Origin of the sequence: Pseudomonas putida, from assembly GCF_028682175.1 — a bacterium.
GTDB classification, from domain to species: domain Bacteria; phylum Pseudomonadota; class Gammaproteobacteria; order Pseudomonadales; family Pseudomonadaceae; genus Aquipseudomonas; species Aquipseudomonas putida_AD.
This window is the reverse complement of sequence record NZ_JANHKS010000001.1, coordinates 77,576-97,012: the sequence shown is the minus strand read 5'-3', so window position 1 is coordinate 97,012 and position 19,437 is coordinate 77,576. Positions and strand designations below refer to the sequence as shown.

General features: G+C 52.9%; 21 protein-coding genes. 12 read left to right on the top strand and 9 right to left on the bottom strand.

Annotated features, from left to right (window positions below):
* Positions 1 to 59 precede the first annotated feature (59 nt).
* The 3 genes from NPS29_RS00410 (at position 60) to NPS29_RS00400 (ending at position 1,882) form a co-directional block, all read left to right on the top strand.
* On the top strand, positions 60 to 707 hold the full coding sequence (locus tag NPS29_RS00410) for an HAD hydrolase-like protein (RefSeq protein WP_274130031.1): 648 nt from the start codon (positions 60 to 62) through the stop codon (positions 705 to 707).
* Positions 708 to 871: 164 nt separating this feature from the next.
* Positions 872 to 1,162, top strand: a complete 291-nt coding sequence (locus NPS29_RS00405; protein ID WP_274130029.1) for a LysR family transcriptional regulator — start codon at positions 872 to 874, stop codon at positions 1,160 to 1,162.
* A gap of 135 nt (positions 1,163 to 1,297) precedes the next feature.
* Positions 1,298 to 1,882, top strand: coding sequence for a hypothetical protein (locus NPS29_RS00400; protein WP_274130027.1), 585 nt, complete (start codon positions 1,298 to 1,300; stop codon positions 1,880 to 1,882).
* Positions 1,883 to 1,933: 51 nt separating this feature from the next.
* Here the strand turns inward: NPS29_RS00400 and NPS29_RS00395 are convergent, their stop codons facing one another.
* On the bottom strand, positions 1,934 to 2,197 hold the full coding sequence (locus NPS29_RS00395; protein ID WP_274130025.1) for a hypothetical protein: 264 nt from the start codon (positions 2,195 to 2,197) through the stop codon (positions 1,934 to 1,936).
* Positions 2,198 to 2,680: 483 nt separating this feature from the next.
* Here NPS29_RS00395 and NPS29_RS00390 point away from each other — a divergent pair, with 483 nt between their 5' ends.
* Positions 2,681 to 2,896 (top strand): hypothetical protein, encoded by a 216-nt coding sequence (locus tag NPS29_RS00390; RefSeq protein ID WP_274130023.1) that lies wholly within the window; start codon positions 2,681 to 2,683, stop codon positions 2,894 to 2,896.
* A 113-nt stretch (positions 2,897 to 3,009) separates the two neighbouring features.
* On the opposite strand, the gene NPS29_RS00385 is transcribed toward NPS29_RS00390, so the two are convergent.
* Both NPS29_RS00385 and NPS29_RS00380 read right to left on the bottom strand, forming a co-directional pair.
* Positions 3,010 to 3,189, bottom strand: coding sequence for an AbrB/MazE/SpoVT family DNA-binding domain-containing protein (locus NPS29_RS00385; protein ID WP_274130276.1), 180 nt, complete (start codon positions 3,187 to 3,189; stop codon positions 3,010 to 3,012).
* 90 nt (positions 3,190 to 3,279) lie between these two features.
* Positions 3,280 to 3,474 carry a hypothetical protein gene (locus NPS29_RS00380; protein ID WP_274130021.1) on the bottom strand — a complete coding sequence of 65 codons (195 nt, stop codon included), beginning with the start codon at positions 3,472 to 3,474 and terminating at the stop codon, positions 3,280 to 3,282.
* A 94-nt stretch (positions 3,475 to 3,568) separates the two neighbouring features.
* On the opposite strand from NPS29_RS00380, the gene NPS29_RS00375 reads away from it, so the two are divergent.
* Together NPS29_RS00375 and NPS29_RS00370 are read left to right on the top strand one after the other, a co-directional pair.
* Complete coding sequence (locus tag NPS29_RS00375; protein ID WP_274130019.1) at positions 3,569 to 3,880, top strand: hypothetical protein; 312 nt, start codon at positions 3,569 to 3,571, stop codon at positions 3,878 to 3,880.
* Between the two features lie 79 nt (positions 3,881 to 3,959).
* Positions 3,960 to 4,328, top strand: coding sequence for a histone-like nucleoid-structuring protein, MvaT/MvaU family (locus NPS29_RS00370; RefSeq protein ID WP_274130017.1), 369 nt, complete (start codon positions 3,960 to 3,962; stop codon positions 4,326 to 4,328).
* Positions 4,329 to 4,500: 172 nt separating this feature from the next.
* On the opposite strand, the gene NPS29_RS00365 is transcribed toward NPS29_RS00370, so the two are convergent.
* Positions 4,501 to 4,680, bottom strand: coding sequence for a hypothetical protein (locus NPS29_RS00365; protein WP_274130015.1), 180 nt, complete (start codon positions 4,678 to 4,680; stop codon positions 4,501 to 4,503).
* 609 nt (positions 4,681 to 5,289) lie between these two features.
* On the opposite strand from NPS29_RS00365, the gene NPS29_RS00360 reads away from it, so the two are divergent.
* Positions 5,290 to 5,637 carry a hypothetical protein gene (locus tag NPS29_RS00360; RefSeq protein WP_274130013.1) on the top strand — a complete coding sequence of 116 codons (348 nt, stop codon included), beginning with the start codon at positions 5,290 to 5,292 and terminating at the stop codon, positions 5,635 to 5,637.
* Positions 5,638 to 6,165: 528 nt separating this feature from the next.
* Here the strand turns inward: NPS29_RS00360 and NPS29_RS00355 are convergent.
* The gene (locus tag NPS29_RS00355) at positions 6,166 to 6,564 is read right to left on the bottom strand and encodes a helix-turn-helix domain-containing protein (RefSeq protein ID WP_274130012.1); all 399 of its coding nucleotides are present in this window, start codon (positions 6,562 to 6,564) and stop codon (positions 6,166 to 6,168) included.
* Positions 6,565 to 7,122: 558 nt separating this feature from the next.
* Between NPS29_RS00355 and NPS29_RS00350 the strand changes: the two genes are divergently transcribed.
* On the top strand, positions 7,123 to 7,809 hold the full coding sequence (locus NPS29_RS00350; protein WP_274130011.1) for a hypothetical protein: 687 nt from the start codon (positions 7,123 to 7,125) through the stop codon (positions 7,807 to 7,809).
* A gap of 14 nt (positions 7,810 to 7,823) precedes the next feature.
* Here the strand turns inward: NPS29_RS00350 and NPS29_RS00345 are convergent, their stop codons facing one another.
* Both NPS29_RS00345 and NPS29_RS00340 read right to left on the bottom strand, forming a co-directional pair.
* Positions 7,824 to 8,132 carry a hypothetical protein gene (locus NPS29_RS00345; RefSeq protein ID WP_274130010.1) on the bottom strand — a complete coding sequence of 103 codons (309 nt, stop codon included), beginning with the start codon at positions 8,130 to 8,132 and terminating at the stop codon, positions 7,824 to 7,826.
* Positions 8,133 to 8,339: 207 nt separating this feature from the next.
* Complete coding sequence (locus NPS29_RS00340) at positions 8,340 to 8,969, bottom strand: HAD family hydrolase (RefSeq protein WP_274130009.1); 630 nt, start codon at positions 8,967 to 8,969, stop codon at positions 8,340 to 8,342.
* Between the two features lie 852 nt (positions 8,970 to 9,821).
* Between NPS29_RS00340 and NPS29_RS00335 the strand changes: the two genes are divergently transcribed.
* From NPS29_RS00335 to NPS29_RS00320, 4 genes are all read left to right on the top strand, one after another.
* A complete protein-coding gene (locus tag NPS29_RS00335) occupies positions 9,822 to 10,286 on the top strand; it encodes a hypothetical protein (RefSeq protein WP_274130008.1) in 465 nt (154 codons plus the stop codon).
* A gap of 1,110 nt (positions 10,287 to 11,396) precedes the next feature.
* Positions 11,397 to 12,596, top strand: coding sequence for an ABC-three component system protein (locus NPS29_RS00330; protein WP_274130007.1), 1,200 nt, complete (start codon positions 11,397 to 11,399; stop codon positions 12,594 to 12,596).
* On the top strand, positions 12,593 to 13,099 hold the full coding sequence (locus NPS29_RS00325) for a three component ABC system middle component (protein ID WP_274130006.1): 507 nt from the start codon (positions 12,593 to 12,595) through the stop codon (positions 13,097 to 13,099). Before NPS29_RS00330 ends, NPS29_RS00325 begins: the two co-directional genes overlap by 4 nt.
* Complete coding sequence (locus NPS29_RS00320) at positions 13,083 to 15,071, top strand: DUF3732 domain-containing protein (protein ID WP_274130005.1); 1,989 nt, start codon at positions 13,083 to 13,085, stop codon at positions 15,069 to 15,071. The genes NPS29_RS00325 and NPS29_RS00320 overlap by 17 nt, the downstream gene beginning before the upstream one ends.
* Before the next feature lie 129 nt (positions 15,072 to 15,200).
* Here the strand turns inward: NPS29_RS00320 and NPS29_RS00315 are convergent, their stop codons facing one another.
* Together NPS29_RS00315 and NPS29_RS00310 are read right to left on the bottom strand one after the other, a co-directional pair.
* Positions 15,201 to 17,546, bottom strand: coding sequence for an ATP-binding protein (locus NPS29_RS00315; RefSeq protein WP_274130004.1), 2,346 nt, complete (start codon positions 17,544 to 17,546; stop codon positions 15,201 to 15,203).
* Positions 17,543 to 19,027, bottom strand: a complete 1,485-nt coding sequence (locus NPS29_RS00310) for a metallophosphoesterase family protein (RefSeq protein WP_274130003.1) — start codon at positions 19,025 to 19,027, stop codon at positions 17,543 to 17,545. Before NPS29_RS00310 ends, NPS29_RS00315 begins: the two co-directional genes overlap by 4 nt.
* Positions 19,028 to 19,437: the final 410 nt, after the last annotated feature.

Below are 19,437 nucleotides of genomic sequence, written 5' to 3'. Positions count from 1 at the left end.
ACGCAAGACATTATGCCCGGCGCACACTCCAAAAGCGCACAGTTCGACAAAGGACAGCTATGAAAAATCTCATCTTCGACCTAGACGGCACTCTTGTTGATTCCGCACCAGGTATCGTCGTCAGCCTGACACACGCAGTTCGGGCTCTAGGTCATGACTTCACGCCCTATGCCGGAATCACGCACCTTTTGGGGCCGCCGATGACTCAGGTAATGGCGCAATTGCTAGAGCCTTACGGAGATGACCGGGTCGACGAGGGCGTCGAGTTGTACCGGACACATTATGGGCAGGACGGTATCTCTGGATCAGTGGCTTACACGGGAATTAGACAAGTTATTGATTCGCTGGCTACACAAGGATATGCGTTGTACGTTGCTACCTCTAAACGTCAGGGGTTTGCCGAGCGCATTCTGAGTGATACAGGGCTGCGAAGGTATTTCCAAAACGTTTTCGGTACTTCGCCGGACGGTAAACTGGACGATAAATCTCGCTTGCTGGATACAATGCTGGCGATAGAAGCGATCCGTCCTAAATCCGCCTGCATGATCGGTGACAAACGCGATGATATTATAGCCGCCCATCAAAACGGATTACTTGCCATTGGCGTCCTTTGGGGCTACGGCGACCGTAAGGAGCTGACCGAGTGCGGTGCCGACAAGCTAGTCGAGCAGCCGACCCATTTGTTGGATGCAATCCTAAAAGACTAAGGTGCAAGACCTATGAGCCAGCCGCTTCCCAGTTCTTAATTTGCCAGCACCAGCGAATTATTTGACCAGTCCGGAAAACTGAGGCGGGCACCATTATCTTGATGTTTGGACAGTAAAGGCGACTTCGCCGGACGCTTACTCAAAGAACGCTTCCTCCTCTGGACATGCTTGTCACATTAGCGTCAGTAGGTCGGACTCTTAACTTCACGCGCTCAGCTCGGGAGCTCGGGTTGACGCAAAGCGCTGTCAGTAAGCAGATCAGACAATTAGAGGGTCACCTGGGTGTGGGGCTTTTCGAGAGAAAACCGCGTGGTGTGGTGCTTACTTCGGCTGGCTCGGAGCTGTTCGTGTGCGCTGTTCACACCTTGGAGCTAATCCACCAAGGGATGATTCGGGCTAGGCACGGTGGCTTCGAGGACGCATCGGTGCTGAGGAGCGATGAGGCTCAACTTTAAGTCTGATGTTCAGAGACGGGAAATGCCAAGATAGTTTGAGCGGGCCAAGCAGCCGCAGGCGCTTTGTCGAGGTATCGAAAATTTCTTCGCATTGAAGCGGCATTGGTTATCGCGGGCATGCTGGGTGCTTTCACCATGAGTGGCTATGTACACCTGGAGAAGTATTACCAGACCCTAAACGTTTCGTTCGACCGGCTGAACTTTGGAGCTCAAAAGTACGCAATCTATGGTGGTGGTGTAGGTATCGTCTCGTGGATCGGGGCATTCATGGTCGGTATAGCTGCGGCGCTCTTGATCGCGGTCATGCTGGCTTTGCTCGAGCGGCCTGGGAAGGCACCAGCGCCTCAAAGTATGCCGTCATGGATGGCCCGGATTGCTGATCGGGCTCGCGAGCTACGCACCTCACTGAAGATCACGGCGGGTTTTTTTTCACTTGCCATTTTGCTGGTTGGCTCTTGGTACCTGACCATGCAATTCCCCTCAGGAGTGGCTAGAAACGCAGCGCTCAACACTGCTGCAAAATGCAGTGAGCGGACACTGATCTATAAAAACTTGGATCGTACACAGGCCTGCCAAATCGCCGAGTCAGACGACGTGCTTTTTCTGCTCAAACGATCTCACGCTGATAAGGGCGGTGTCTCTTACCACACCCTTGAAGTCCCCAAAGAAGGGCTGCTCAGGATTGAAACTCAGGAAGAGGAGCTACGCTTCGATTCATGAGTGAGATCATCGGAAATGTCGAGGGGATTGTTTCTCGACGTGAATTGATCGCTACATAGACTTCACAGAAACCACTTCCACGTACCGGTATTTTTTCCGGGCCATCTTAACCGCTTCCTGCTCAGCGAGGAGGGTGCTCAAAGTGTCGGCTACGTGGATCAGATCGTAGGTTTTGCCCTCAAACTGGTTGCCCACTTGCATGGTTACTCGGAGGCGCGGAGTGAACGCCTTTGCGGCTTTCTTTTTTGTCCGTGGCTTGGGGGGAGGCGAAGGTACGAGTGCTGATGTCGGCGTAAGTGCTACAGCAGCAGTCACTTGTCGGGCCGGGGCGGCGCTGCCGAAGAGCGCGCGGCCTTCAGTCTAATCTGTGGTCATGGGGCATCCCGTGGGGATGTGTTGCTGGCCGGATTCCACCATTTCGAGATGGAGCCCGGATGATGAGCCACCCTGATCTAGGAGATCACGAGATCCGTTATCTGGAAATCGATTAGGGCAGATGATCCCGTCGATTTAATCTCTAGGGTTGAGGAGCTCACACACTGCGAATCTGACATCAAAGGTATGATTCCGCACACCGGTGCGAACAAGCGGAGCGCGCAGGTGCAGCCGAAAGCGTGACGGATGGATCCCCGAAGGGCCAAGACGCCAGCGGGCGCCTTGGTTCACGACAGCCTCGCTCGAAGAGTCACGCCATTGAACTCAAGTTTCCTCCTGGGCACCAGCGTACGGTTCAGTTCACGGTTCATCAGCAGAGGTCTAGACTCATCACGTTCAGATCTGTGATGGAGGGCCACCAAAATGGCTACCGAAACTGACGACATGGTCTACTGCGACATTCACATGCCGCTTGCTACTGGTAGAGCGTTTCTCAGGCTCGTAACTGCTCTTCGTGAAAGTGAAGTTCACCCCAATCTCGATACGGTCTTCAGAAATATTGAAGACGAGCTGAAGCTGTCTATCGATCTTCTGGTGAACCCCTTGGACTGGAGCAAGTTGGACGCAACACGACACTAATGGGCAAGCGGAGCGCGCAGGCGCGAGGATGAAAGCCCGAAGGGCCAAGACGCCGTACGTAGTAGGGCGGCTTGGTTCACGACAGCCGACCCGAAGGGCGCGCCCTCAAAAGGTTATTCGGGCTTAGCAGCTTGGCCGTTCCACGACTCAACCAGCTCATCAATTTTGTCAGGGAGAGTCGGTGTCTTAGAGAGAACCAAGCACGGCTTGTTGCCCACGTACTCTACGGTGACATATAGGGAGTCCCCAACGTCGACCCCCAGGTCTTGGAGAACCTCGTCAGGAATCCGGATGGCACCATCACCGTCTCAGTCTTCAATCATCACTTCGATCGACATGCTCATAGCCAACTCCATACCCTATTGTCTGGGGAACCCCACCAGCTACACATCAAGGTTATCCGCGATCAACCAAACCATTCGCAGAGGCTGTTTGCTGTCGATCACCTTGTAAACGCCATCACGCTTGCTACGAGGCAGCTTCTTCACAACATTTTTCGCTACCGCACGAACACCTTCGTCAGTCCCGTGTATCCGAGCCGCGAGTAGCAACACGATCATCGCGTCAGTAAGGTTCATGCCAGAGCTCAGTAGTAATGATCGCCCAGTGTAATGAAGCACTAGGTGTGTCGCCCAGGCGCTCTACGAGGCGCCAGATCAATGGAGGGAAAAAGTGCAGAGGTTTTTCAACGTGAGATTGTTCGGATGGCTTGCTGTGGCATCAACCCTCCCGGTGGTGAGCGGTTGCGGTGATGACAGCTACAAATTGAATTGCCCTGAAGCCGATTCAGCATTCATCGAGAAGTCGGTAGCTGATTATTTCGCGAAGCACCAAAACCCGTCAGGCACCAGGACATACCGCCTGGTCGGCGGAAACCACTACGACACCGCAACCCATTGGTGGATTGTTCCTCTGGATGCTGATGGGCAAAAGCTTCAAGCGCTTCTAAGCTGCGACGGACACCTGGAACTCACTGATCGCTAGCCGGCAGTTGTCGAGAAAAATGACTGGGCATTGGCAATCAACTAACATTTATAAAACCATTAGGTACTAGGAGCTTCACATGTCTCGTCTCGCCGAATTCCGCAAACTCGAACAACAGCTCGCAGCACAGCTCGCAGAGCTGGAAACGCTGAAAAACGACACCGGCCTGAAGAAAGAAATTGAGTTTGAAACCAAACTGCGCGACCTGTTGGACGAATATGGCTGCAGCCTGAAGGATGTGATCAACATCCTTGATCCGCAAGCGGCTAGCCGGAAAGGAGCGCCCGCTGCCCCAGAAAAAGCTACTCGTCGTGCTCGCACTGTTAAGGTCTACAAGAATCCCCACAGCGGCGAAGTGGTCGAGACCAAAGGCGGAAATCACAAGACCTTGAAGGCTTGGAAAGCCGAGCACGGTAGCGATGAGGTTGAGTCCTGGCTCGCCCACTGACCGGTCGAGCTGACAATTGAAGCCGCCCTACGGGCGGCTTTTTGTATCATCCCTGATGGCTTGGAAAATCAACCCGATAACGCCGCTCGACACTGCCTCCATGCTTTAGTCTCATGCGCACCTTAACAGCTTAGGCCGGCGCCATCGACAATTTGGGCATTGCTTGTCCAGGCTATTTGATGGGCTTTTTGAACACATAGGCAAATTTGTCGGTGTGCCGTTTGATCGCCGGATCGAACACTCTCAGCTCGTGTTTATCACCAGGGTTCGCCAATACCTCGCTCTGGCCTACGAAGACAAAGCCAGCGGCAACCACCGCCTTCTTCGCTACCGCAGGTTCGATCCGGTGCAAAGTGTCTACCTGAGTGGTTACGGTGCCGGCCGCACCCGCATGATCAAGTCTGTAGGAATCAATCTGCGCATTTCGTTGTTCCGTTGCTTGGAATGGGCGCGATCTCAGCGATGCAGAAAGATGCTTCTATGTGTCGCTTGGCATTGCGCTGGTGGTCAGAACGGATGCCCTAGCCAGGCTGCGCCAGTATGCATCCTAGCCTTGGTCGTTGTGCTTCTGCCGGTATCCGGCCATAGATGCATGGATCATTTGCCTCGGTAAAGGTTGCTGCACGTCTCGGCAGAGAAGCCAGTCGTCTGCAATCACTGCACGGTATTCTTTTGCCGTCGGCTATCTGCCTTTAACGCCTGTGCAATATTCGAGAGTGCGCCTGCCTGGCGACCGTCCTGTTTGAGATCGCTCGCACGGGGCTCGAAGAATTGGCAGTGCCTGCGGAGTGCGTTGGGATCGTTATGGTTTAAATCATGCTCGACAAGCATTTCGAGTGCCTATACAGGCCGTGTTCCAATGACGACCAATCCTGCCCTCGAATTGGTAGCTGGACAACTGGCGTTGGGATGCACGAGCGGTTTACACAATTATTGAAATGAACGACGGAGCGGTGCTGGTGTGCCAGAGTGCAATTTAGAGCTAGTGATTTGGCAGCTCGCCGCCAAAGTGTATGGCGAATCGCTGCGCAAGGTCATCCCCGAGATCTTGTCCAGTTACCGGCGTGAGCCGGGTTTGGATGACTTAACGCGCCTGTTCGAGTCTTCGATCGGTCAGGACGCATTTCAGATCTTGAAGGTCTCCCTGGCTGACCTGGGTGATCATGAGAGCCATCAGCCTGAGGTTATCGAGCTTCGGTATCGTAAACGCTGGCATCTACATATCGGGTTACGACGCCGGTTGGTGGTTGAAGGCCATGCGACGGATGTGATCCGTGACGCGCATTTTGCGGGTGAGGTGGGCCTCTAACCTGAAGCCGACTTCACCCAGAGGTTGCTATCGCAGATGTGCAACATCAGTTTGGTTGAAAGGTGGCGGAGAGCTAGCCCAATGTCCCGCAATGTATGGAGTGGAGCGATCCCAGCCACCAGGCTGACGTCGTAGGGAAGCGAAGCGTATCACCCTTCATCTGGGTACTGTTGATCCATACAGCTGTTACGAATATTCTCTATGGAGAACATTTGTACTCCTGGGGGCTGCGGTGGAAAACGATCTGATTGATTGCGAGGGGTTCGAGGAGCTAGGCGTGCCGTCAGCCCTAGATTGCTGGAAGCAACAGGCGCATATGCTTGCTTGCGAGATCAGTGATCTTCAGAGAGATCTTTCGAATGCTCGTCGGAACATTCGCACGCTAGTTAAGATGCATACAGAGGCGAGCAAGAGCAGGGATCATCTGACGTTGGAAGTCAGCCGTTTACGTTGGGCACTTGGTGACGCGCTCAGAGTTAATAGCAGGTAGGCGTAGATCTAGCAGTCGCGTGATCAGGTTGGTGGCGTTCAATCGGCGAAGCTGAATTCAATTTGTTCAAGAGACTTTGTGCCCAAGCCGTTGGTTAGTCGAGGGGTAATGCGGCTTCGCGGCCCGCTCTCTAAAATATGAAGCTCCTTGAGTACTCCTGCTCTGGCTAGCTCAGCCATCTCTAGTTCTGTTTGCTGGAGCAAAGAACGGGTTGATTGACCAGTCTCTGCCGCGATAGTGACGGCAACCAATGCCAGGGGGCTCAGCCCCAGTGGTGCGCTGAGCGTCGAAATCATTTCCAGGGTAGGGCTGCTCTGTCCGCGTTCTAGCTTGCTAACGTAAGTACGGCTGCTGACTTGTGCCAAGTCTTTCTGTGAAAGGCCACGAGCCTTTCGCATCGCCTTGAGCACGACAGCTATTGCGGATTTCAGTGACATACAGCTTCCTAGGCTAATGAATATCTGGCTCGGCCCAATGTCCAGGATGGGCAGACGAAAAAGCGTTTCAGGCCAAAGGCTACCACAGCCTGATGAATGCGCACCGCCAGCTTCGGGACTGTGCCGTAATGATCCGTCAACCTGATTAGGTTGTCTTAGTTGGGAGACTAACCCTGCACTTGTGACATGCATCCCATACGCGTCTGCCCAGCTAATTGCCGGCAGCGCTCCCCTTTGTAGGCCCGAACGACGCTATCGCCCCCCCACAGTGGCAACTGAAGCAATTGGCATCCGGACGAACACGCCTTCATCGAGGTGGGCCGGCAACCTGGCACTCCGCCAAGCTCTCAACGCTGAGTTACCTGTCTCTGCGGACAAATGGTAGCTGTGCCGCAGCCACATACGTCTAGTGACCCCTCTAGCAAGAGGGCTTAACACAGACGTGGCTGCCTCGATCATCGAAACAATGAATGTCGAACATTCGTGAAAAAAATGTGATGAAAATGTGAAAAGTGTATAGAAAGGTCAGCTCATTTTCTGACGCACCACAGGAAGCTCATGTCCTATACGACGCATGGCCAGCTACTCAACGCCTCTGCAGGAATTTTGCTGCGAATGGGGTTGGTGGGTATTGCCTTTGGGATGCTCTGGCTGGATCTCGCAGTTTTTCAGACGCAGATTCTCGAAATCTCGTTCACCGAGATCACCCAAGAGGCCATGCTTTTTGTCTGTGCTGCGCTCTTCTGGACTGCTCCTGGCTCGGCGTCGGAACGAGGCTTCAAGGTTCTTGCAGGCGGGTTCTTCGCCTGTTTGCTGATGCGCGAGCTAGATGGTCTTTTCGATCCAATCAGTCATAGCGCGTGGTGCTGGCCATTTTGCGCGATTGCATTGTTTTGCATTTGGAAAGCGTTCAAGCCTGGCATTGCGCAGAACTCTCTGGATGCTTTAGCGGCTTTCACGCGCACGCCGATGTTTGGCTCCATCTCGACATGCTTGGGGATTTTGATCTTCTCTCGAATCTTTGGCACGGGCGCTTTGTGGCACATAATTCTTGACGAGGGGTATGCAAGGCTTGCTAAAACAGCGGCAGAGGAGGGGGTTGAGCTCCTGACTTATTCCATGTGGTTGGCTGCAGTGATCGAATATTTTGTCGCTCAGCGATCCGCGGTGGCACGGCCACAGATAATGGGTGAGCTTACTGGAGAGTCCGAGTTCTCAGCTCATCATCGAGAGGTATCGCATTAGCGCTAAGCGCTCCGCTAGCCCAGTTTTTTCAAGATGGCACGCCACTGTCTGGGGTTTAACGCCAGCGCTGTCGCCACGCCCACGTAGAACCCTATTGACGCAAGTGAATGACGACCGATGACGTCTTCACTTACGTACCCAAAATGCAAGCACACCAGGCTGATACAAACGGCGAGCCTGTATCCCAGAGGTCGTCGCTGTTGCTCTGACGCAGGCGACAATAAGTTGATTAGGCGACCAGCCGATGCCAGCACGATGACCAACATTGAACCCAGCAGCAGTCCCCATCCCGCGCTTACGAGCACGAACAGCAGTGCAATCATTTCGTTGATCCCTCAATCGCCCGATGGGGCAAGCAGCTTAATACGACTGCTGTGACGGTTGATCGATCCAAGGCGCGTGTCAGTGGATAGCCGAAGGGGAGATCGAACGTAGGTGTGTATGGGCGTTTAACACCGCGCTGCCGTTGACGTTCAGGGGGCTGGAGATGATCAGCGCGGGCTAAGCCAGCTAGGGGAGACGTATCTACATCAGGCTTGGTTTTTCAAGACAACATCAGCGAAGTCATTCAGGCTACTGAAATCTTTTCCCCCTTGCCGGTTCAGCAGAAACCCGCGTATGCCCACGCGACGTGGGCCATCGCGATCGCATTGTTCTGAATCGCCAATCATGGCAACGCTGCTATCACTGAAGTACTCGATGTCTACTCCCAAGAGCTCACAAGTCGCGCGATACATGAAGGCGTGAGGCTTCATGGCTCCAAGTGCGAAGCTGAATCCATGAGCATCTACTGACGGGTAAAGGCGCCGAACAGGCTCTGCGTACGGGGCGGCCAGGTTGGACGCGATGCCTACCTTGATGCCCTCCGCCTGGAGCCTTTTCACAGCCAATAGTCCGTCATCGAACGCTTCGATGCTACTCAGATCAGCATCCAGATCTCGCTGAATATCCGCCATGCGCTCGGTCGAAATTTTGATTCCAAACAGATTGGCGGCGCCTGCTAAGTCGAGTTCACGAGTCAGGATTTGATGGAGATCGTCAGGATGTGGCCGGCGGCCTTGGCGAATGCCTTCCTTGAGAATCTGGCGATAAGGATGCCGACCACACGGGATTTGGAGGAGGGTGCCGAATGCGTCGAGGAGAACGAATTTTATGGGCATCTAGTGGCTATGACTCACTATGGGGCGCTAGCCGCGCGTTGGGTCAGACAGGATATCTGGAATAGGGCACGTAGGTCTAACAGCGGCTCCAGCGTGAGATCATCGTTTTGCAGTGAGCGCGCGCTCACGCCACTGCATGGTGGTAACCGTCTGACCTCCAAATACGCGGCTCTATGGGTACGCGTGGGGGCTAGGGCTATTGGTCGACCATGGGTCACCGATGGCTGGTGACGGCTCAGTTCTGGCTGGCGATCTGGTCGGGCTTATGGGCGTTAGATCAGGATGACCGTTTGAGCTGGCGTTGGAAGAAGGTTGTGAATGATCCAGGCGTTTGAGAGGCCTAGTCATTTCTATTGCCGGGATCGTGGGTAATGTGTAAATGGCATCCACGGCTACACAAGTGCTAGATGTCCCAACCCTTGTCGCGAAGCCGTAAGCAGTTGGTATCGAAAGCTTTTCCTTGGCCGAGGGCGCGTCTGCTGATCCTCACGCAGAGCAAGTGAGTCGGGTGCATGATCGCTACATTCGTGAGCGCTCTAGGCGCTGGGTGATATCTCCACGGGGCGAGCACCGCCGCGGTTATTTTTCCCAGCAGCCCATGGCAACAAAGCCGCGATGAAATGGTTATCGTTGAGCGTTTCAATGACAGACTACGTTGAGAGCCGGTATTGCAGAAAATTGCCACTATCTATAGCTCCTTAACCCGTTTAAGTTAGATAGGCGGCGCACGGAAATATCAGGCTGTTTCTGGGTTTTTTACAAATATTTCTGCTTCTATGCTTTTGGTGTTGCGGCAACCAGTCCTCCAGCGCTACCTTAAAAATAGACCAACAATAAAAAAGGTATTGCGCAATGTCTGAACCTAAATTCTATGTTTTTTTAATCGATACTCCTTATGGAGAAGCTATAGGATTCAGACCGGGAACACATAGGCAAGAAAGCCATCAGCTTTCAGCTTTTCAAGCTCTGGGCCTAGAGTTATTGCGCATGGACACTATCATCGAAAAATTCCCTGTCTATACGAGACTGGCAATAGGAAACTTTGTCAGACATCTGATTAATGATGGATGGCCAGATGAACTTGCCCTTGGGTTACTAGGATCGCAGGATTGGAAGATTCGTATGTACCATGTCTGGTGCGCGATGGGTGAAGATGAGCGTAAGAAGTCAATTGCGTTGAATTACCACGTTTACGAAAACTACTGGCCCACCTTGGATTTCTCTAGGCAGGATTTCACTATCGAGATCGAGAAGTGGATTGCTGAAAAAATGGCGGTCGCTAAGGGAAAGAAAGAAACTTTATGTACTGTCCACTGATCATTTTCTTCTCCTCGCCCAGACGCTGCGTCAACCTCGTATTTTGATTGATGCCGTTTTGCTCGTGCAGGTATTCGGGAGAGGCGCCGGTAGGATCCCGGCAAGGTAGCGGGAGAGCGCTACCGACATAAACTTGCCCTATGGCGCACCGTGCGAGATTGGTACATCGCAGCTCTGTTGAGCGTTAAGGTGTGGGCATAGCCATATAGCCGCTGGAGTGCAAAGAGCAAAGTGTCCCTATCACTGAGCGCGGTTTCCAATCGCACCCGCTGGTAGCCCGGAACGATTGGATAAGCGTCAGTGACTCGGGCTATTCTTCCTCAGGGCATAGTACGGGATGGTCGAGTACCGCCAAGTAGGGCGCCGCCGCCCAAGGAGTTTCCGACGCTGTAACACCGTCAGGGGGGGGCGAGTGACGATACACGCGCTTCGATCCCATTGTTCTGCAACTTCCGCATAAAGTAACGGGCCTGAAGAGCATCGTGCGTCGCAATCACCATCTGGAGGCAGTGATCGACGATGTAGTCGTAAAGCTGATCGGATACCGCCGCATCGTGTAATAGGTAATGTTGCTGGATGGGGTCGTCCAGAAGCAACCCACGCAAGAAAGACCCTTGATGATCCATAGCCATCGATTGTAGGAAAGTCAGCTGCAGCTCGATTAACTAAGCTTCGCTCGCTATCGCCGGTATGGTACCTAGTGGCCACTAACCTGCACCGACACTTCCGCGCGCTCTTCTGTACAGGCTGGGGAATCAAGGTTTTCCGGTGAACCTCTGCTCCCTAACCGCTCCCCTCAACAGCGCCTTCCACCTTGTTACGACGGCAAGCACGTGCTTTTGAACATTGGTGATTTCGCTCGAAAGTTGCTGGCTGAGCGTGTCCATCGCATCGCATCGCATCGCTACGCTCGCTTCAGTAGCTCAGCCCAGAACACCATAGATTGTCACCTGATACCCTGATCCAGATGAGTCTGCTGGAATGGATCCCATCAGTATCCCTAGTGGGTGGCTAAATGATATTGTTCGCGATCAGGGCTCTTAGATTGAACCTTGGTGAGCACGCGCTGACGCACTGTGCCACTGGGAAAATGGAGGACGAGAAGGAACGATGAGCGATCCAGAAGCAAGTGCCAGCGCAGCGGGCTACGGTTATCAGTACGAACGTGCTTTGTACCGAATCTTCACCGCGCCAGCCGCGCAGACTCGATTTGGTGTCGAAACCGCTGATGATGTCGAGGAGATTAGCCATACGTCCTCAGGCACAACCCGTGTTTCAGAGCAAGCTAAGCTTTCTGTCCAACCGCGCAAGAATCCACTGCAAGACAGCAGTAAGAACCTCTGGAACACCTTGCGGATTTGGTTGAGAGGGATGGCAGAGTCTCGGCAACGATTTGACCATCTTGAGTATCTGCTGGTTACCAACCGATTACTGAAGAAAGGCACTCTGGCGATGCAATTGTCAGATGCCGCTTCAAACGAGGACGTAGCAGAAGCCTTGAAGGCTTTGCGTGCCCATGCCAACGGCATGAAAGGCAAAACGGGTGATATTGCAAAAGAGGTAGCTGCTTTCCCCGACTCGGATCTCTCATTCCTGATTCAGAGAATGAGGGTGGAAGATGGCCAGCTCAACGCGAACATGAAAGACCGCATCATTGCGGCGTTGCATCTTCCGGAGGACGCTCTGCCGTGCAGCGAATCAATCTACGATAGCTTGGTGGGCTTCCTATTCAAGCAGTGCCAAGCCGCCTGGGTCGATCAGAAACAGTTCTGGACGGACACGCAGCCTTTTTACAACCTGCTCCACTCTTTGGTGGACAGGTTCATGAATGGGCCTTGGGAACCCCTTCCATTTGAAAAGACCATGTTCTCAGATTGGGCGCAGAGGATTGATCCAGACGACATGCTCTTCATGGGTCAACTCAACAAACTGAGCGTCCCGAGTGACCTGATGATGGAGCAGTTCAGCTTCTTTTGCGGCGCATATTCTGAGCGAGTTCGTCTATTGGATTCGGGACGCGTGCTGCTCGATGATTTTGACAAGGCGGAGAGCGTGCTTTTTGACAGGTGGCGATCAATAGGAGGCGCCCATCGGATCGCTTCCAGCAAGAGGCTCGATCAGTTTGGGGTCTCAGATTATAACGCCGTCCTCGCCAAGACTCTTTTTCCTGAAACCTTCCCGATGACCGTAGGCCGAGTCAAGTCCTCAGCGCAATACCTTTATTGCGGAACCTATCATCGGATGGCGAATGGCGTCGAAACTCGATCGCCTATCCACTGGCACCGTGACGAAGCAGATGGTGATGCATGAGTGAGCCTTTCCTCGATCGTCAATTGATCCATAACTCGTCGCTAGCCTGCTTTCTTCTAGCCCACTTTGTTGGCCAATATCAGAACGCGGCATCGGGTGGAGTACCTGACCTGCCAAAACTGATGCTGGTTCTACCCCTGACGTGGAACGATAAATCCCGTGACGCCCTAGCCAAGCGCAACTCCCGATCGGCCATCGGAACTGTGATGAGAGAAACGCCTCTGCTGAGAATTGATCTTCAGCCTCGTGTCCAGGCGCACATTGGCACCACGCTCCAAGGCCTCAATCTCGCTGTGTCCACGCGCTTGATTGGAAGGCTTGGTGACAGCGCCGACACCGTCCGCTTTCAAGTGCTCACTACTCGTTGGCCAAACGGCATTCGGAACACGGTTCCGACTGCAATGTTGCAGACGGTAGAAAGGTTGGCGAAGTGGTTCGCTGCCGAGTCTACGGAAAATCTGTACAAGTTTATGTTTGGGATTCCCAATGAAATTCACGATTGACGCAGTTATTCTCTGGCCTCTCTCCGACGGCTTGGAGCCAAGGGTCATCCCTTTCGTTGAAGGGAAAATCAACATCATTCACGGCCTGAGTGGCACTGGAAAGTCTTCAATTGTCCACATAATCGACTATGTATTAGGCGCGAAGAAATGCCAGATTCCGATCGGAATAATCCGCGATACCGTTGAGTGGTTCGGTTTGAAAATCCGGATTCTCGACACTCCCCATATCGTTGCGCGACGTACGCCAGGTGCATCCCAGGGTTCTAGTGACTTCTACATGGTCGTAGCGCAGGACGATACTATCCCCGCCAGCGTGGCAAGGACGCACACCCATAGCCAGTACCAGGCTGCATTCGATGCCATGGTTCGGATAAGTGATCTGCCGCATTCGGATGCTGAGGTGCCGTCCAAATTCGATAGTCGAAGTTCATACCGAGACATGGCGGCATTCAATTTCCTACCCCAGCACATTGTCGCCAACCCCAACACCCTGTTCTTCAAGACCGATTCCTTTGCACACAAAGAAAGGCTTACCCGGGCGATGCCGTATGCGTTGGGAATGGTCGATGCGAACTACGTGATAAATTCACGCCGGCGTGACGAAGCGCAGCGAGAGCAAGACAAGGTGCGCAAGCAGATGGACGTGCACGCTGCTGCCAAGGCTAGTCACCACGCTGACGTTGATCAGGTGTTTGATCGATGTGTCCAGCTTGGGTTGCTTTCTGCGGCCAACTCGTCCATGAACGCTGAGAAGGTCGTGCAACTGAAGCGCATTCTGGCTGCGACCCATGAGGGACGGCTTGAGCAAACCCTTTTAGAGCCGCAGCGCCTTCATATCTCCAAGAAGTTGCAGGAGGCAATTGAGGCGGTGGCCAAGCAGCAAGGCGTGGTCGATGAACTAGACACGCAGATAAACGGCTTCTCGCATCTTGCGCGCACCAGCCAGCGGTTTGTAAAAGCCATCGATACCGAAAAGTCTCACGTGATTGGGCTCGATTGGTTGAAGCAAAGCGTGACGGACGGTGGACACTGTATCGCCTGCGGGTCATTTACCAACGCGCTGCCCATGGTGATTTCAAACCTTGAGACTAAGGTTAACAAGGTCACCCGCATATCTGATGCGCTGAAAGACAACCCGGTGGTTGACCAGCAGTTAGCCCTCCTTAAGCGTAAGCGAGCCAAAGAGGAGCGCGAGCTCTCGCAACTGCTCAGGGAGCGCAATCGTCTTATTCAGGATGATCAGCGAACCCGCGACGCGATCGGCCAAATCTACTTCGTCGCAGGAGAGATCAGCCGGCTGGTCAAACAACTGGATGGATCGACAGCGGATGAAAATCTGCTGAAGCGTCTCGGCGAGCTTGAGCAGCTTATCAAGGGCTACACCAATGCTATGTCGGGAACCCACCTGGCAGAGCAGGAGCGCAAGGTCGATCAGCAGCTCACACCGATGATCGAAGAGTATGCAGACCAGTTCGGATTGAACGGCACGCCCGGCTCCCGGATCGTCTTGGACAGGCGAGAGCTCACTCTGCGTTTTGAGTCAGAGGAGAGGAAGGACTTTCTCTGGGAGATTGGAAGCGGGGCGAACTGGATGGGATACCACATCGCGACCTTCCTGGGCATCCACGAATACCTCTCTCAGAACGCTAACAAAAACCTGCCTCCTTTCAGCTTCATCGTGATCGATCAGCCGAGCCAAGTGTATTTTCCTAGCAACTCTGGCGGGTTCAACGCTTTGGATGAAGGCTTCGATGCCATCAGTCAGGCAAGACCGGCGGACGTAATGGCGACCCGAAGGATCTTTGAAGTGTTGTCGGAAGGGCTGAAGCGGGCTGGTCACTTTGTCCAGATCATCGTGTTGGAGCATGCGGGGCCTGACATCTGGGGTGGGGTAGAGCACACAGTTGAGGTCGAGGCCTGGGGACGCAAAGGAGACGGTCTAATTCCGGCGCACTGGATCAATGCCGCTTGAAAATACGGGTCATTTGAAGACCCGAGGTTGTCCTGCCAACGAGTTGCAGACAGCCATGTGGTCTCACCTCTGGTTGCGATCGGGGTATGGAGTCCGGCCTTGGACGAAGGCCGGACACCCATGTATCGCCTAACTGGTTAGTGTTTCACTAAAGGCGTTGTACTGCACGGGCTCGGAGAGTACATCGAATCTAACGTAGAACTCGACTGGCTTTTCATTGACCCTGAAGCAGTTCATGAGCCCGTCAGGTACGGGGATCATGATTCGGTTATCAGAAACAATGGTGGTAGTCGTCAACGCCTGCCCACCTGCATCTCCTGCACTTCTACCTCCTTTAAGCTCTATGTCGTAGTAAAGGCTAATGCCAGAATTGGCCACTGTGAACAGGTACACAATGCGCCAGCCAGCCCACGCCACCTGCGTTGAATGCGGCCATTTGAAGATTTCCAATTCTTTATCGAATACTCGATCTGATAAAGATAGGAACATTTTGTAGTTATTTAGCTGAGGTATACTTTGATCGGTTGTTAAAAGCCTTTCGTGAATGTGTGTGTCGAGTTGCAGGATCGGTGAGCCTGGCTGGGGCGCATGTGAATGGTTGCTAGACCGTGGGACAACAGGGGTGTTTATGATAGATGCCAGAGTTTTCTCGACAGTCCCGGCTTGTTGTGCCGTCACATGTTGGTTTTGCGCGCTACTAGCTTGGATGGCAGCGCTTAGAACCTTGCCAATCTCAAGCTTTCCGGTGAGATAGTCAGCAATTAATGGCTCAAGGTCACCGTTGTCCTCTTGATCTAGCCTATAGAGTTCTCGTTTTTTTTCATGAAGTTTTTTCAGCGCATCGAGTCCCATGCGCTGGGACGTGGGCACGTAATGCTGGATATGTTGGTAAATATGAGATCTAACTAAATCTTTCGTAAAGGTCTCTAGCATGTGGAATGAGGTATCCATGTGCTTAAGGATGGCTACTACGGCTGGCCAGGTTCTGGAAATCTTGATTATTAATGTTTCTCCAGCCATTTCGCATTTAATATTCACGCCATGGCTGAATTTTGTCCAGCGTATGTCAGTGTCATTTAATAAATAATCATTGTGTAGAACTTTTCCCAACATGATGGTCAGGCTGACTTCATCGCGACTTAGCTCATTCAGCTCGTATTCCGCCAAAATCGTAACCGTATCTGGGATCGATGGGATCTGCAGGATCTTGCGCAGGTACCGGGTTTGAACCTCTCGCCTAGGATGCGACTGACTGACTCGTAGCAGTGGGATGTCAGAGGATCCATACTGCTTGATGAGCTCGGGATCATTTCCCTCATACCACTGGAGTGGGATATCTGGATAAGCGGACTTGAGTTCTCCTAGCTCAACTTGATCCTCCCTGTCCTGAATCTGTATTTTCACTCTGCCAGCGAGTGCGGTTTGATTTGAGTTTAATATGTATTGCTGAAATGCTGAAAGAGTGTCCGCTTGAGGATGTTTCGATATAATATAAGACATACCTCGTTCGATTGATGGGAATAGCTGTGATGCTTGTTGAATGGAATCACGAGTCAATGCTTCTCGGCCTGCTGTGGGAATCAAGAACGGAAGATCAGCAAATCCCCCCAGCTGATAGACGGTGGCTACCGGTAAAGGAGCTAAGCCAAATGAAGATCGAAGGCCCATTAGTGAGCCATAACCGGAGCGTAAGCAAAGCCTGCCTTGGATTGGGTGATCGCGGTTGCTAAACTCTGAACATATGGCACCCACTTGGTTTCCAGAGGTGAAGACCTCCATCTTGAACTTCCAGTCGCCAGCGTTGATATTGTCTTCTCCAAGGAGCGACCAGGCATCAATTCCTGTGATGGTGGTTAGGGAGTGTTGACTGATTAGCTCGTTATTTATGTAAACCGGGACAGGCAGGAATTGTACGAACTGTAACACGTACTTTTTAAGCTCCGTGGTATTGATTTCTATGCCGTCCTCAATGTCTGCTGTCAGATTTGTTCCAACAGGAATATCCTCATCTAAAATATCAAATGTGATGCAGTCCTCACCTATCCTGAGCTCGCTCTTGTTGGCTACTGTTCTGAACCCATGAGGCTCATCAGCGCCACGCGTGATCACGCTCAGCTTGGAGCAAACACCAAAGTTTGCCATCGCCCCAATACCAAATGTCCCGATAACACCCGCAGCTCGGGCTGCATCGCTATTCTTTCCGGATGAGCCAGCCTTCCAAAAGTTTTCCTTCAATACGGCTTCGGACATACCAATTCCGTCGTCGATGATCCGGATGATTCGACCGTCTTGAATAACTTCAATCTTATAATCTGAAAGCGGTTTGCCTTCTAGTTTTCCGCGCATTAAAATCGCGTCGTAGCTATTTTGAATGTTTTCCCTGACCATCGCGTAAGGAGAGTCATAGATCTGATCCGAAATGATCTCCAGAACGCGGTTGGTCTCGACCTGAAAAGCAATGCTGGATGTCTTCACGAGTTTTTTCTCCTCAAGGTCGACTCACAATCTTGAATCTTCTGCCTGACACCGACGTCTACACTGGATTTAGCGTAGCTGGACTCGATCAGTCCTCGCAGTTCTAGCCATTTCTCCGTTTCCTTATAGGCTTCGCACAGCAGGATGAATTCGGCCGACGTGCTTGGTGGCGCCAGATGCTGGATGATCAGCGGCCAATCCTCCAGATCCTGCAGCACTTCGGTAGCCAGTCTGCGCAGCAATGGGGTGCGGAGGTGATTTTGAAGAATGTCCCACGCGGCTTGAGTGCGGCCTTCGTGCCGAAGGGTGTCGATTTTCTGGGCCAGGACGTACTCGTTAGCGTCAGGAGTGCCAGGCATTGTGAAATCGAATTGCTTGGAGCTGCCCTGGAACTCAGGAATGAAGCATTCACCCCACGTAGGCGCTTCCAGTCGCTCGTTAGTCATGTGGCGAACGTGGACGGTGCCCTTTTTTGTCGCCAGATCAAGAACTACAAGGTTGTAGCCCCTCATGCGACCCATCGGGAGTGATGACGCACCTCCACACAAGGTGCCGGCACTGATCACAGACAATGTCGTGGGAGCGCCACCTGAATATTTTTGCTGGAGGTACTCGGGCCTGTGTTGGTGGCCATGGAACCCAAGTGAGCATTGCGCAGCCATGATGGACTGCAGCACATCTTGATCCATGTAATCATTCAGTGCGGGGCCTCCGTGAGTGTTGTGATGCCAAACCGCACCGATCAATCGACCCTGCTTCGCGAGATCCCTTACCGCTCCCGAAGCTTTCGACAGTGCGTCCGGATGAATCGCGCCTGCGCGGTTGTAGATATCGTTTCCGTAGCAGCTTGAAAATCCTATCAAGCATATTCCAAGCTCTGGAAAGTCATGCACGTTGAACTGGTCTGCAGGGTTGAGGTTAAAGGTGTGTGCTCCCTGATAAAAATCGTTGAAAAAATTTGCGAAATGCTCAAGACGCCTTTCATACAGCCCAGGATCGGCGATTCGGTATAGGGTCAGGGTTTTCACATCAAGGCGGAAGAGGGAATTGCGTGCCATCAGCTGGCTGGCCAGCATCTCACGTTTCTGACGGTTTTTAGGCCAGGGTACCTCCGTCAATGCCTGTCGGACGTAGGCCATATTGATGTCATGATTACCCGGCACGATTACGAGCTTGGTGCGATCCCCATCGAACAGGTAATCGGCGATGGCGATGAGCGTTTCCGAGGCTTCTTGGTATTGGCGCTTCAACGACGCGTCCGGGTCTGACTCCTTGCCTGATACGCCGTATACGATGTCTCCACAAACCAAGACGAGTGACGGGCGCGGAATTGCTGGATTTCTCTGGTACTGATCGTGATCCGTCCATAACGACTGAAGAAGCGTTTCTGTTGAGATGAAACTGCCGCCGTCCCTATGTAAATCGGCGAGCTGAATCAGCAGTATTGGTTCGAGCGGTGGTGTATTTCCAGTAAGTGCCATGAGTAGTCACCACTCCAATGAAATTCATGTCATCGCCCTCGATGGCTTGAGGGCGTCACGTTGTGACAGCAACTCGATAGCGTCAAAATTCAGTCCACCTTTTCAGCATGATGGTCGGCTGCAGTGGGTGATCAACGCGTGAGCGACTCGTTTGTTTGCAGATACACACCGTTCGACTCCCCGGTGGGCTGGGGTATGGGGCAGGCCACATCCATGACCTGCTAAAGCCGCTCTGGCCGTTCATTAGCGCAAGCTTTCGCGCCTGATGAATCTGCTGCACTCCAGCTTAGCTTGCTATCGAACTCGGGCATGACTACAGGCCAGCCAGCCGTCGCAAACCGCCAGCAAGAGGCAGGGAGGTGAGGTCGGGTCAGTTTTACAAGGCATATTCGCCTGCGCTTTTCTGGGTA